At 76.1% G+C, this 12746-nt stretch carries 14 protein-coding genes; 8 read left to right on the forward strand and 6 right to left on the reverse strand.

Annotation, left to right across the window (positions count from 1 at the left end):
- Positions 1–145: 145 nt before the first annotated feature.
- Together ACI797_RS21925 and ACI797_RS21930 are read right to left on the reverse strand one after the other, a co-directional pair.
- A complete protein-coding gene (locus ACI797_RS21925; protein ID WP_456861368.1) occupies positions 146–928 on the reverse strand; it encodes an isocitrate lyase/PEP mutase family protein in 783 nt (260 codons plus the stop codon).
- A 23-nt stretch (positions 929–951) separates the two neighbouring features.
- Entirely contained in the window at positions 952–1968 is a 1017-nt protein-coding gene (locus ACI797_RS21930; protein WP_456861370.1) for an iron-siderophore ABC transporter substrate-binding protein, read from the reverse strand.
- A 132-nt stretch (positions 1969–2100) separates the two neighbouring features.
- On the opposite strand from ACI797_RS21930, the gene ACI797_RS21935 reads away from it, so the two are divergent.
- Positions 2101–2280 (forward strand): hypothetical protein, encoded by a 180-nt coding sequence (locus tag ACI797_RS21935; protein ID WP_456861372.1) that lies wholly within the window; start codon positions 2101–2103, stop codon positions 2278–2280.
- Here the strand turns inward: ACI797_RS21935 and ACI797_RS21940 are convergent.
- Entirely contained in the window at positions 2252–3013 is a 762-nt protein-coding gene (locus ACI797_RS21940; RefSeq protein ID WP_456861374.1) for a MerR family transcriptional regulator, read from the reverse strand. The two genes, ACI797_RS21935 and ACI797_RS21940, sit on opposite strands and share 29 nt — an antisense overlap.
- Positions 3014–3085: 72 nt before the next feature.
- On the opposite strand from ACI797_RS21940, the gene ACI797_RS21945 reads away from it, so the two are divergent.
- The 5 genes from ACI797_RS21945 (at position 3086) to ACI797_RS21965 (ending at position 7796) form a co-directional block, all read left to right on the forward strand.
- Entirely contained in the window at positions 3086–4936 is a 1851-nt protein-coding gene (locus tag ACI797_RS21945; RefSeq protein WP_456861376.1) for a hypothetical protein, read from the forward strand.
- A complete protein-coding gene (locus ACI797_RS21950) occupies positions 4933–5346 on the forward strand; it encodes a hypothetical protein (protein ID WP_456861379.1) in 414 nt (137 codons plus the stop codon). Before ACI797_RS21945 ends, ACI797_RS21950 begins: the two co-directional genes overlap by 4 nt.
- Entirely contained in the window at positions 5343–6641 is a 1299-nt protein-coding gene (locus ACI797_RS21955) for a hypothetical protein (RefSeq protein ID WP_456861381.1), read from the forward strand. The genes ACI797_RS21950 and ACI797_RS21955 overlap by 4 nt, the downstream gene beginning before the upstream one ends.
- A gap of 100 nt (positions 6642–6741) precedes the next feature.
- Positions 6742–7011, forward strand: coding sequence for a flagellar FlbD family protein (locus ACI797_RS21960; RefSeq protein WP_456861383.1), 270 nt, complete (start codon positions 6742–6744; stop codon positions 7009–7011).
- Positions 7012–7013: 2 nt separating this feature from the next.
- Positions 7014–7796, forward strand: coding sequence for a motility protein A (locus ACI797_RS21965; protein WP_456861385.1), 783 nt, complete (start codon positions 7014–7016; stop codon positions 7794–7796).
- Here ACI797_RS21965 and ACI797_RS21970 read toward each other — a convergent pair.
- Together ACI797_RS21970 and ACI797_RS21975 are read right to left on the reverse strand one after the other, a co-directional pair.
- Positions 7793–8830 (reverse strand): DUF2332 domain-containing protein, encoded by a 1038-nt coding sequence (locus ACI797_RS21970; protein WP_456861387.1) that lies wholly within the window; start codon positions 8828–8830, stop codon positions 7793–7795. The genes ACI797_RS21965 and ACI797_RS21970 overlap by 4 nt on opposite strands.
- A gap of 19 nt (positions 8831–8849) precedes the next feature.
- Positions 8850–9470 carry a TetR/AcrR family transcriptional regulator gene (locus tag ACI797_RS21975; protein ID WP_456861389.1) on the reverse strand — a complete coding sequence of 207 codons (621 nt, stop codon included), beginning with the start codon at positions 9468–9470 and terminating at the stop codon, positions 8850–8852.
- A 128-nt stretch (positions 9471–9598) separates the two neighbouring features.
- Between ACI797_RS21975 and ACI797_RS21980 the strand changes: the two genes are divergently transcribed.
- Positions 9599–10177 (forward strand): hypothetical protein, encoded by a 579-nt coding sequence (locus ACI797_RS21980; protein WP_456861391.1) that lies wholly within the window; start codon positions 9599–9601, stop codon positions 10175–10177.
- An 88-nt stretch (positions 10178–10265) separates the two neighbouring features.
- The gene (locus tag ACI797_RS21985) at positions 10266–12347 is read left to right on the forward strand and encodes a SpoIIE family protein phosphatase (protein ID WP_456861393.1); all 2082 of its coding nucleotides are present in this window, start codon (positions 10266–10268) and stop codon (positions 12345–12347) included.
- On the opposite strand, the gene ACI797_RS21990 is transcribed toward ACI797_RS21985, so the two are convergent.
- A complete protein-coding gene (locus tag ACI797_RS21990; RefSeq protein ID WP_456861395.1) occupies positions 12344–12745 on the reverse strand; it encodes a hypothetical protein in 402 nt (133 codons plus the stop codon). The genes ACI797_RS21985 and ACI797_RS21990 overlap by 4 nt on opposite strands.
- Position 12746: the final 1 nt, after the last annotated feature.

Consider the following 12746-nt stretch of genomic DNA (forward strand, 5'->3'; position numbering starts at 1 on the left):
AACGTCCCGGAGGGCAGCGGCCCCGAGGCGGACGCCGGCCGCTCGAGTTTCGCGTCACGGGCGGGACGACCCGCGGGTGACGTACGTCAGGCGAATCCCGACGGCGGGCGGGGCCCCGGTTCGAGCGAGTTCTGCCCGCGACCGCCTAGTTCAGGTTGCGCGTGCCGGGCGGCAGCACCCCGCCGGCGACCAGCTCGGCGGTGGCGTCCTGCAGCGCGGTCAGCGCGACCCGCTGCGTGAACGGCCCGGTGGAGACGCGGGCGACCCCGAGCTCCTGGAGCTCGCGCACCGGCAGCGAGACCCCCGGGACCGCGATGACGCTGAGCTTCCGCGGGCCGAGCCCGTCGACCAGGGCGGCGATCTCGTCGCGGGCCACGGCCCCGGGCACGAACACCACCGGCGCGCCGGCCTCGAGGAAGGCCCGGCCGCGCCGGACCGCCTCGGCCACCAGCGCACCGCGGTCGGCGTCCCGCCCGGCGCGCAGGAGCGCGTCGGTGCGGGCGTTGAGCACGAAGTCGATGCCGGAGTCGCGGCCGGCGCGGACGACGGCCTCCACCGCGGCGACGGCGTCGTCGAGCGGCTTCATCTGGTCCTCGAGGTTGCCGCCGACGGCGCCGGCCGCGATCGCCCGGCGCGCGGTCTCCCCCGCGTCGCCGTAGCCCGCCTCGAAGTCCATGGTCACGGGCAGGTCCACGGCCGCGGTGATCCGGCCGACCATGTCGAGGTGCAGGTCCAGCGGGATGTTCTCGCCGTCCTCGTAGCCGAACGTGGCCGCGATCGAGTGGCTCGCCGTCGCCAGCGCCCGCACGCCCTCGGTGCCCGCGACGACCGTCGCCGAGACGACGTCCCAGACGTTGGCCAGCACCAGGATCTCCGATGCGGTGTGCAGGTCGAGCAGCGTGCGGGCGCGGGTGGCCAGGTCGGTCATGCGGCCGACCCTACGGCCGCGGGTCAGCCCTGGGCGGCGGCGACGGCGGTGGAGAGCTCTCCGACGAACTGGTCGAGCACCCACGGGATCGACAGCACGCTGACCGCGCTGGCCCCGAACACGAAGCCCGGGTCGTCGACGACGACGGCCGACCCGCGCGCGATGGCCGGCACCTGCGCGTAGATGGGCTGCGAGGTGACCTCGTCGGCCGGTCCGGCGGTCCAGGCGACCAGGACGTCGGAGGTGATCTGCGGCGCCTGCTCCAGCGACAGCGTCGAGTAGAAGCTGGTCTGCTCGCCGGTGCCGGCGAGGGTCTGCACGGCCGGGTCCAGGGTCAGGCCGAGCCCCTCGACGAGCTGCACCCGCGGGTCGCTGGCCAGGTAGACGAACATCGAGTCGGCGCCGAGGTTGGCGTAGCTGAAGGTCACGCCCTCGAACTCCGGGTGCTCCGCGGCGACGTCGGCGATCTGCTGGTTCGTCTCGTCGATCAGCTGCTGGGCCTCGTCGCTGCGGCCGAGCGCCTCGCCGATGATCCGGGTCTGGTCCTCCCACGGCGTCGCCCAGGCCTCGTCCGGGTAGGCCACGGTCGGCGCGATGCCGGTGAGGCTGTCGTAGACCGACTCCTCGAAGCCGTCGTACGGCGCCAGGATCACGTCGGGCGCGAGCGAGGCGATCTCCTCGAGCGGGTAGCCGTCGGTCGTGTCGATCAGCGTCGTCTGCTCGGGGTCGTAGAGGTCGGCGTTCCACGGCAGGACGCCCTCGTCGTCGCCGCCGTAGGCGTAGGCCGGCATGCCGACCGGCGTGACGCCCAGCGCGTAGACGACGTCCTGCGCACTCCACCCGAGGACGACGACCCGCTCCGGCTCCTCCTCGATCGTCGTCTCGCCGAAGACGTGGTCGATCGTCACGGGGAAGGCGCCGTCCGAGCCGCCGTCCGAGGCGCCCGAGCCGGACGCCTCCTCCGCGGGCTCCTCGGAGCTGCCGCAGCTGACCAGCAGGGTCAGGGCCGCGAGGGCCGACAGGGTGGCGCGGATGCGCATCGGAGGGTTCTCCTCGACCTGGTCGCGGGACGGCCCCGCGAGAGAAGGGAAGGCTACCCTAACCAGCACGGCGCCCTGCGGGGCGACCACCCGCGTTTGACACGTGACATCGGTCGGTGTCACATGGGACGCATGGCCGGCTTCGACGTCCTCGCCTTCGACAGCCTCGGGTCGATCGCGACCATCGGGGTGTTCGGCCCGGCGCTGCTGCTCGTCGCCCTCGTCGTCGGCGCGGTGGTCCGCGACCGGCGGCTCGCCGCGCGCGAGCGGGCGGAGGCGGACCTCAGCCCGGAGACTCCCCCAGCTTCCTGAGCTCGGCCTCGACCGCGACCTCCACGGCGGCCGCCATCTCGCGGCGGAAGGTGGCCAGCAGCGCCTGCGCCGCCGCCGGCTGCAGCCGGGTGACGGTCGCCTGCGCGCGCTCCAGCTGCTCGGGGCTGGCGCCCGCGTCGGCCAGCGCGCGCCAGCCGGTCTCGACGAACATCTGCACGTAGGTCTGCGCGATCGCCCGGACGTGCTCGGCGACGGCCAGCTGCGCGGTGATGAGGGCCTCCGGCGGAACCCCGAGCTCGACGACCTGCAGCCCGGCGGTCAGCAGCGCCGGGTCGAGCACCCGCAGCCGGTCGCCGTCCAGCCGCTCGACCACCCCCAGCGCGACCAGGCCGTCGACCAGCCGGTCGTCCTCGGCCACGCCGGCCCGGGCGGCCAGCTCGCCGGCGGTGGTCTCCTCCGGCTCCGGGGGCAGCCACGGCGCCAGCAGCGCCCGGTGCAGCGCCAGCGTGGCCGACCCGGCGGTCTCCGGCGCGGCAGCCAGCGTGCGCTCGATCATGTTGAGCGAGTAGCCCTCGGCCAGCATCTCCCGCACCAGGCGCAGCCGGGCGACGTGCTCACGGCCGTAGTAGCCGGTGCGGCCGACCAGCCGCGGCGGCGGCAGCAGACCCCGCGCCGCGTACGCGCGCACGTTGCGGACGGTCACGCCCACCACGGCGGCGAGCTGGTCGACCGTCAGCTCGCGGTCGCCGTCCTCGCCCGTCGCCTGGCTCACGGACCCCAGGTTAACGCCGTCCGCTATGTATCACTTGGCGATGTCACGCCAACTAGTGTCAAATAGCGAACCATGACGACGACGACGGCGTCCGTCCTCGCCGCGGCGGAGGACCGCCCCGCCGGCGGTGCCGCCCTGGGTGAGGTCGTCCTGGCCACCGCCCTCGGCCTGCTCCTCACCGCGCTGCTGCTCGGCGTGGTCTGGCTGCACCGCTCCCGCCGGTGGAGCGGGCTGACCCGCCTCGGCGACCGGCTCGGCCGCGCCACCGGCGTCCCGGCGTGGGTGGCCTTGCCCACCGTGCTCACGACGGTGTCCCTGCTGGTCGCGCTGTTCGGGATGATGTGGGACATCAGCCTGCACATCGACGTCGGGCGCGACTCCGGGCCGCTGGCCAACCCGGCCCACTACTTCATCCTCTTCGGCCTGTTCGGCGTCTTCGCCGGCGGCGTGCTGGCCTGCGCGATGCCGCTCGGCGAGCGCCCCGGGCCGGTCGCCGTCCGCTTCCTGCGCGGCTGGTACGTGCCGGTCGGCGGCATCCTGCTGACCGCGTCGGGCTTCTACGCGCTGCTCGGCTTCCCCCTCGACGACGTCTGGCACCGGCTCTTCGGCCAGGACGTCACGCTGTGGGGCCCCACCCACCTGATGCTCATCGGCGGCGCCGGGCTGTCGCTGGTCGGCCTGCTGCTGCTCGAGCAGGAGGGCCACGGCGGCGCCTCCACCGACGACGGCGACCGCAAGGTCGGCAGCGTCGGTAGATACCTGCGCCAGGCGTCGGCGATGGGCGGGCTGCTGCTCGGGCTGTCGGTGTTCCAGGGCGAGTACGACTTCGATGTCCCCCAGTTCCGCCAGGTGCTGGCGCCGCTGATGATCGCCGGTGCCGCGGGCGTCGCGCTGGTCGCCGCCCGGCTGTGGATGGGCCGCGGCGGCGCCCTGCTCGCGGCGTTCTTCTTCCTCGCCGTCCGCGGCACGGTGAGCCTCCTCGTCGGGCCCGTCCTCGGCGAGACGACGCCGTCCTTCCCGCTCTACCTGGGGTCGGCGCTGGTCGTCGAACTGCTCGCGCTCGCCTCTCCCCTGCTCCGGCGACCCCTGCTCTACGCGGCGGTGGCCGGCCTGGGCATCGGCACGCTCGGCCACCTCAGCGAGGCCGGGTGGAGCAACCTGGTCAGCACGCTGTCGTGGGGCAGCGACACCGCCGTCGAGGGCACCCTCATGGCGCTGGTCGGCGGGCTCGCCGGGGCCCTGCTCGGCGCCCTGCTCGCCCTCGGCCTCCGCCGCCGGCTGCCGCGGCCCGCCGCCGCCCGCGGCGTGCTGGTGGCGAGCCTGGCCGCGATCGCGGCGGCCGTGGCCAACGGGCTGATCGCCACCGTGCCCGACGACGTGCAGGCCACCGTCGGCATCGAGGAGGTCACCGACTCGCCGCGCACCGGCATCGTCACCGTCCAGCTCATCCCGCACGACGCCGTCGACGACCCGGCGTGGGCGCAGATCACCTCCTGGCAGGGCGGCGGCCTGGTGGTGGACGACCTGGAGGAGGTCGGCCCGGGCACCTACCGCACCACGGAGCCGGTGCCGCTCGACGGGACCTGGAAGACCCTGCTGCGGGTGCACGACGGCCGCGTGCTCACCGCCGTCCCGATCTGGCTGCCGGAGGACCCGGTCATCGGCGCCGAGGAGATCGCGGCCACCGACGGCGTGACCCGCGAGGCGATCCCCGAGAAGGAGCTGCTGCAGCGCGAGCAGACCGACGACGCCCCGCGCTGGCTGTGGGGCGCCTCCAGCCTGGTGGTCCTGGCCTGCACGCTGGCGATCCTCGCCGCGATCTCGTGGGGCGTGGGCCGCTACTCGCGGCGCGGCAGCGCGAGCGAGGCCTTCCCCGACCGGCCGGTCGACGCCCCCGAGGCCACCGGCACCGGCCGCCGGTGAGCCGGCTGCTCCGGGCCGCCGTCCCCGCCGGGGTGGCCCTGCTCCTCGCCGGCTGCGCCGGCACCGCGCCACCGCCCGCCCGGGCGGACCCCACGAGCTCGTCACCGGGGACGACGTCGTCCGTGACCGCGTCCGCGGAGCCGAGCGCGCGGGCGCAGGTGGTCGAGGTGGCCTACCGCGGCGGGCAGGTCGGCGGCGGCGGCCGGATCCCGGTCGAGCTCGGGACGGCGGTGACGCTGCAGGTGACCAGTGACGTCGCCGACCACGTGCACGTGCACGGCTACGACCTGATGGCCGACGTCGCACCCGACGCCCCGGGCACGGTCACGTTCGAGGCCACCGTCCCCGGGGTCTTCGAGGTGGAGCTCGAGGAGCGCGGTCAGGAGCTGCTGTCCCTGCAGGTGCGGTGACCGGCGTCCTCGCGCACGGGGTCGGCTCGCGCACCGACCTGCTGATCCCCGGCGGCCTGGCGCTCTACGGCGGCGGCTTCGCGATCCTCGCCAGCTTCGCCGTCCTGCTGCTGGTCTGGCGCCGGCCGCTGCTGGGGAACGCGTCGTCGGGCCGCCCCGTGCCGGCGTGGCTGCAGCGGGCCGCCGACAGCGCCGGCGTGCGCACCGCGCTGCAGGCGTCCGCCCTCGTCGTCGTCCTGTTCGTGCTCGCCGTCGCGCTGGCCGGGCCGCGGGAGGCGGCGCGCAACCTGGCGCCCTGGGCGCTGTACGTGACGTTCTGGGTGGGGCTGGTGCCGGCGAGCCTGCTGCTCGGGCCGGTCTGGCGGGTGGTCAACCCGCTGCGCCTGCTGGCCCGCGCCCTGCCGGGGCGCGGCCGCGCGGCCGCCCGGCTGCCCGCCCTCGGCCTCTGGCCGGCCGCGGGGTCGCTGCTGGTCTTCGTGTGGCTGGAGCTGGTGCCGGCCGACCGCGCGGAACCGGCCGTCGTCGCCGGGTTCGTCACCGGCTGCGCCGTGGTGCACCTGGCGGCCGCGTGGTGGTTCGGCGACGGCTGGTTCGCCCGCGGCGACGCCTTCGAGGTGTACTCCACGCTGCTCGGCCGGCTCTCGGTCTGGGCGCGCCGGGACGACGGCCGGGTGGTGCTGCGCGACCCGCTGACCAACGCGCTGACGACACCGCCCGAGCGGGGGCTGGCGGCGGTGGTCGTCGTCCTGCTGGGCTCGACGGGCTTCGACGGGCTCACCCGCACCGCCTGGTGGCAGAGCGGTCCGGGCGCCGGGGACGGCGTGCTGACCGGCACCGCGGGACTGCTGGCGTCGACCGCGCTGGTGGCCGGGCTGTACGTCGCCGGCACCCGCCTCTCGGCGCGGATGGGCCGGCAGGCGGGCCGGCACTGCCCCCGCCTGTTCGCCGCCACCGTCCTGCCCATCGCGCTCGGCTACACCGTCGCGCACTACTTCAGCCTGCTCGTCCTCGACGGGCAGCACACCTGGATCCTGCTCAACGACCCGTTCGGCACCGGCGGCGTCGACCTCTTCGGCGCGGCGGGCAACGTGGCGGACCTGACCGCGGTCGGCCCCGACGCCATCGCCTACGTGCAGGTCGGGTCGGTGGTCGCCGGCCACGTCGTCGGGGTCACGCTCGCCCACGAGCGGGCGCTGCGGCTGTTCCCCGGCGCCCCGGCGTCCGACCAGCTGCCGCTGGTCAACGTCATGATCGTCTTCACGATCGCGGGGCTCGGCCTGCTCTTCGGCTTCTAGGGGTCACCCGTCCGGGTGGACCTCGCCCGCCCCGGCTCCAGGGCGGCCCCGGCGGGGCCGATGCGGCGGATGCCCACCCAGGTCGAGGAGAGGGGCGACGGTGATCGCACTGACGCGCACCACCGGGGAACGCTGCTGCCTGGACCCGGCCGCGATCGAGCGGATCGAGGCGCACCCGGAGACCGTGGTGTTCCTGACCGACGGCGCGAAGTACGTCGTCACGGAGTCGCCCGAGCAGGTCACGGCCAAGATCGGGGCCTACCGGGCGGCGGTCATGGTCAGCGCCTGGCGGCTGATCGACACGCCCGCGGACCGGGCGGAGGTCACCGGGGCGGCCGTCGTGCCGTTCCCGCGCCGCCGGGAGCGCTGACGGTGGACCCCACGACGCTGATCGGCATCGCCGTCGCGCTGGGCGGGCTGCTCGTCACGATGCTCGCGGACGGCGTCGCGCCGTCGGAGCTGCTCCTGCTCCCGGCGATCGTGCTCGTCGTCGCCGGGACGGCCGGTGCGGTGGTCGCCGGCTCCGCCATGGACGACGTCCGCAAGGTCGGCCGGTGGATGCGCCAGGCACTCGCGCCCGCGCGCGTGCCGACGGGGGCCGAGCGCATCGACGCCCTCGTCGACCTGGCCGGCCGCGCGCGGCGCGAGGGGCTGCTCGCCCTCGACCGCCGGGTGGGCGACGTCGACGACCCGTTCCTGCGGCGCGGCCTGCGGCTGGCGATCGACGGCACCGACCCCGAGCGGCTGAAGGCCTACCTGGAGGCCGAGATCTCGGTGCTCCAGGCGGAGGACCGCGCCGCGGCGCGCTTCTTCGCCCGCATGGGCGGCTACGCGCCGACGGTCGGCATCATCGGCACGGTCGTCGGCCTGATGCACGTGATGGGTCGGCTGGACCAGCCGGACACGATCGGACCGCTGGTGGCCTCGGCCTTCGTCGCCACGCTCTGGGGGGTGCTGTCGGCCAACGTCCTCTGGCTGCCGATGAGCGCGCGCATCCTGCGGACCAGCGCCCTGCGCTCGGCGCAGCTGGAGCTGCTGCTCACCGGCATCGCCGAGATCCAGGCCCGCACGAACCCCCACCTCGTGCGCCAGCGCCTCACCGGGCTGCTGCCTCCCGCCGAGGCGGCTGCCGCCCGCGCGCGGGCGGCGGCCTAGGAGTCGGCGAGCCAGGCCAGCAGCCGCCCCCGCGACCAGCAGCGGCCGACGGCCTCGGCGTGCAGCACCGACCCGTCGAGCACCGCCAGACCGAGGATGCTGTGGCCGGAGGCCCGGCGGTCGCCGAGCGTCGGCACCGCCGGCGCGACCCCCACACCCTCTGCCGACACCCACGCCACGGGCCGGCCGGCCGCCGCCTCGTCGAGGCGGTGCAGGAAGTGCAGGCGGCGCTCGAGCGGCAGGCCCGACAGCGCCCACGTCGTGGTGACGACGGGCAGGGCGTGCGCGGGCACGCGGGCGACGGCGTCGGGCAGCAGGTCGACGACGTCCCCCCGCAGCAGCACGGGCGGCTCCGTCGCCGCCAGCGCGAGCTCGGCCTCGAGCGCCGCTGCCCGCTCCGGCCGGTCCGGCGGGACGCAGGCGCGCAGCCACCGGGCGTCGTCCGGGTCGGTGACGTCGACCGGGTCGGCGTCGACGCCGACCCGGGCCACGACCTCGGGGACCGCGCCCGTCGGCAGAGACCGGTCCCCCACGACCCCTGCGGACATCTGCACGGGCGACGACGGGTCGCCCAGCACCTGCCCGTTGCCGTACGCGATGCCCACCCGGTCGACGCTGAGGTCCAGCGCCGCCGAGCAGCCCACGTCCACCAGCCCGACCGCCCGCGCGCCCACCCGGCGGGCCACCTCGGCGACGGCCGGGTACAGGACGGCGCAGTGCCCGGTCTCGTCCGGGAGCGGCCGCCGGCGGACGGCGACGTCGAGGACGGCGTCGGTGCTCCGCACCAGCGTGTCGACGGCCGCGGCGGCAGCGGCGGCGGCGTCCGCGGCGGCGTACGCGGCGGCGAGCGCCGGGGCGTGCCCCGCGAGGGCGAGGTCGTGCAGCGCGGCGAGGACCACGGTCGGGTTCCGCGCCCGGGCCGGCGCCGAGGCGAGGGCCCGCAACGCCGCGTCCGACTCGCTCACCGCGACGGCGACCCGCGCGTGCAGCGGCGACGTCCCGGCGGCGTCGACCCCGCCGAAGTGCCGGTACACGTCGGCGAGGGAGCGGGACCTAGCCACCGGCCGGCGGAGGAGCCGCGGTGAGCAGCGGCAGCATGACCCGGTCGACGACGTCGGCCGCGAGGTCCTCGCTGAGCGGCAGCCCGCCGACGATCCACCGCTGGACGACGATCGCCGGCCCCGCCTCCGCGGCCAGGGTGGCGCCGGCGCCGGGGGGCACCTCGCCGCGGGCGACCGCCCGCTCGAAGGCGTCGGTGAACGCGAGGGCCCAGCGCGCCAGGGGCCCGCGCCGGTAGGCCTCCGCGAGCAGCGGCTCCTCGTCGAGCACGCCGAGCAGCGCGCGGCTGGCGCCGCCGCCGGGCCCGGTGAGGATCTCGGTCAGCGCGCCCAGCAGCGCGACGAGGTCGGTGCGCAGCGTGCCGGTGTCCACCCGGACCAGCGTGTCGTCGCTGGCGGCGTCGACGACGTCGACGAGCAGGTCGACCTTGCTCGGCCAGCGGCGGTAGATGGTCGCCTTGCTGACGCCGGCCACCATCGCGACCTCGTCCATGGTCAGCCGGCGGTAGCCGGTCTCGGAGAGCACCTCGAGCGCGGCCTTGCGGATCGCGCCGTCCAGCGCCCGGTCCAGCGGGCGTCCTCGGCGGCGGACCTCGTCGTGCCGCTCGTCCCCCATGACGCGACCGTACCGGCGCCCGTCCGCGCACCCCGGACGCGGCACATCCGGAACCGGCTGGTTTCCTGGTACCGGACCTACCGTCGCCGACAAGGGCGACGACCGACGTGCCCGAGGCGGGGGGACGCGTGCACAGCCGGCACAGCTGGGAGTCGCCGGGCTCGCGACCGGTGCTGCGCGCCGTGCTCGACGCGCTCGGCGAGCACGGCTACGAGGGGCTGACCACCGACGCGGTCGCGCTGCGCGCCGGCCCGGCCGCCGCGGCGCTCGGCGACTCCCCCGACCTCGACGAGCTCGTGGTCACGGCGATCTCCGGTGTCGAGCTGTTCGCCGAGCCCCCGGTCACCGGCTCGCTCACCGGCGACCTGCGCGCCCTGCTTGCCGGCTGGCGCGGGCCGCGCACCACCGACGAGATGGCGGTGGCCGCCGTCCTCAGCGCCGCCGAGTGGCACCTGCCGCTCCGGGAGGCGGCCGGCCTGGCCCTCGACCGGCCGCTCGCGCGGGCGCTGGGCACCGTGCTCAGCCGGGCCGCCGCGCGCGACGTCCCGCCGTCGGCCCTGCAGACGCTCAACTGGGTGCTGCGCGGGCTGGTGCTCGACCGGCTGCGGGGCGGCGCCCGCTCGGCGGTCGACATCGACGTGCTCGTCGACTTCCTCGTCGGCGGCCTGGAGGTGCAGACCGCGCGGCGGCGGGGTGCGCCGTCATAGGCCCTGTCCGCCCGGCGGTGCGCCTGGCATCGTGTACCGCAGTTGATCTCGTGAGGACGCGCGGGGCACTTCGAGCAGCGGAGGCCTGATGGCGAGCCCGGACCAGCGCGCGGCCCACCGGCGGGTGCCGTGGCGGCTGGTCCTGCTCGTGGGCGCCGCGTACGCGGTCGGGGCGCTGACCTCCTTCCTGCTCTTCGAGTCCTCCCCCACCGGCGCGGTCCTCTTCCTGCCCGCCGGGGTCACCCTGGCCGCACTGGTGCTCAACGAGCCGCGCCGGTGGCCGTGGGTCCTCGGCACCGCCGCGGTGGTCGAGGTGGTCGTCGACGTCAGCCAGGGGCTCGAGTTCCCGTGGGTGCTCGGCTTCGCCCTCGCGAACACCGCCGAGCCGCTGGTGGCGGCCACCCTGCTGCGCCGCTTCGTGCGCGACGTCGACCTGAGCCGGCGCCGCGACCTCGGCTACTTCCTCCTCTGCGGCGGGGTGGCCGGCCCCTTCGTCGGCGGCCTGATCGGCTCGGTGACCATCCACCTGTCCCAGGGCCCGGCGGTGCTCGACGGGCTCCTCCCCTTCTGGGCCGGGGACGGCCTCGGCGCCATCACCGTCGGCGGGGCGGTGCTCTGCTGGCGGCTCGAGCGGGACCGGCCGACCACCGCGGGCATCCTGCACCGCCTGGCCTGCGTCGCCGCCACCGTCGCGCTGACGGTCGTGACGTTCTGGCCGACGCAGGCACCGGTGGCCTACCTCACCCTGCCGCTGCTGCTCTGGTTCGCCGTCCGCTACGGCGTCCCCGTGGTCACCGAGGCCGGCCTGGCGCTCGCCGTGACGGCCAACGTCATGACCGTGACCGGCCACGGCCCCTGGGCCAGTCTCGAGGACTCCCCGCGCATGGAGGCGGCCGCCCTCCAGCTGTTCGTGGCGGTCACCGTGCTCAGCGCGTGGCTGCTCGCGGTGGAGATCCTCGAGCGCGAGCGGGCCCGGTCGGCCTCCCGGCGCGAGCGCTCGGCCCGCCGCCGGGTGGAGGCGCTGCAGGCGGTCACGGCCGGCCTGGCGACCGCGGCGACGTCCGACGCGATCGCCGAGGTGCTGGTGCGCTCCGGGATCGGGCTGCTCGCCGACTCCGGTGCGGTCGGCGTGCTCACGCCCGACGGCGCCCGGCTGCGGGTCTGGACCACCGGTGCGGCGTCCGGCCCGGCCGAGGTGCCGCTGGACGACGCCTCGATCGTGACGACGGCGGCGCTGACCGGCGCCCCGGTGCGGACCGGCTCCGACCTGGCCGTGCCGGCCCGGGCCGCGGGGACGACGGTGGGCGCGCTGTCGTTCGGGTTCGACACCGCGGACGCCCTCGACGACGACGTGACGGCGGTGGCCCGCACGCTCGCCGAGCTCATGGCCCAGGCCCTGCACCGGGCGCGGCTGTACGAGGCCGAGCGGGAGGCGGCCCACCAGCTGCAGCAGGCCTTCCTCCCCTCGGTGCCCGACGTGCTCCCGGGCGCGCTGGTCGCCGGCTGCTACCGGCCGGCCGACGAGCAGCACGACATCGGCGGCGACTGGTACGACGCGTTCCCCCTGGCGGACGGGCGGATCGCCTTCGTCGTCGGCGACGTCGTCGGCCACGACCTGGGGGCCGCGGCGGCCATGGGCCGGCTGCACTCGGCGCTGCGGGTGGTGGCCGCCGCGCCGCACGACGGGCCGGCCGCGGTGCTGGAGGCGCTGGACCTGGCTTCGACGGCCATCCCGGGCGCGCGGTTCGCCACGATCGGCTACGGCGAGTACGACCCGGTGGCCGGCCGGCTGCGGTACGCCTGCGCCGGGCACCCGCCGCCGCTGCTGGTCACCGACCACCGCGCCGAGTTCCTGCCCGGTGGCCGCTCGCGCCCCCTGGCGGTGCAGACCGCGGCCCGCACGGAGGCCGAGGTCGACGTCCCGCCCGGGGCGGTGCTCATCTGGTACTCCGACGGCCTGGTCGAGCGCCGCGGCGCCGACCTCGACGCCGGGCTGGGCCGGCTCGCCGACGTCGCCGCCGGGCTGGACGGCGACCACCCCGCCCAGTGGTGCGACGGGGTGATGCGCGAGCTGACCGGTGGCCGGCGGCTGCAGGACGACGTCGTCCTCCTCTGCCTGCGGCTGCAGGGGGCACCGGTGACCGCGGAGCCGGAGGTCCGCCCGGGCTAGTGGGCGAACTCGTGCCGGCGGCGGAGCATCGGCACCGCCATCGCCGGCAGCATCAGCACGTGCCCGGCGGTGAACACGAACCCGGCCGAGACCGCGCCGGCCCAGTACGGCACGAGCAGCACCAGGAACGGCACGTACATCGCGGCCGACATCTCGGCGATCGATCCCCAGGAGTGCCGCCGGAAGGCCATCCAGGCGGTCATGCCGATCGCCATGTTGGTGGCCATGCCGAGCACGTGCACCTCGGTGGTCGCCGTCCAGCCGGGCCAGACGAGGCTCCACACGGGACCGAGGGCCACCATGCCGGCCAGCATGGCCACGACCATCTCGAGGTAGTGGCGGGTGAAGTGCCACACCGCGCGCCGGCGGGTGGTGGTGGGCAGCGTCTCCGTCGTCATG

It is taken from the genome of Geodermatophilus sp. SYSU D00691 (assembly GCF_054050275.1).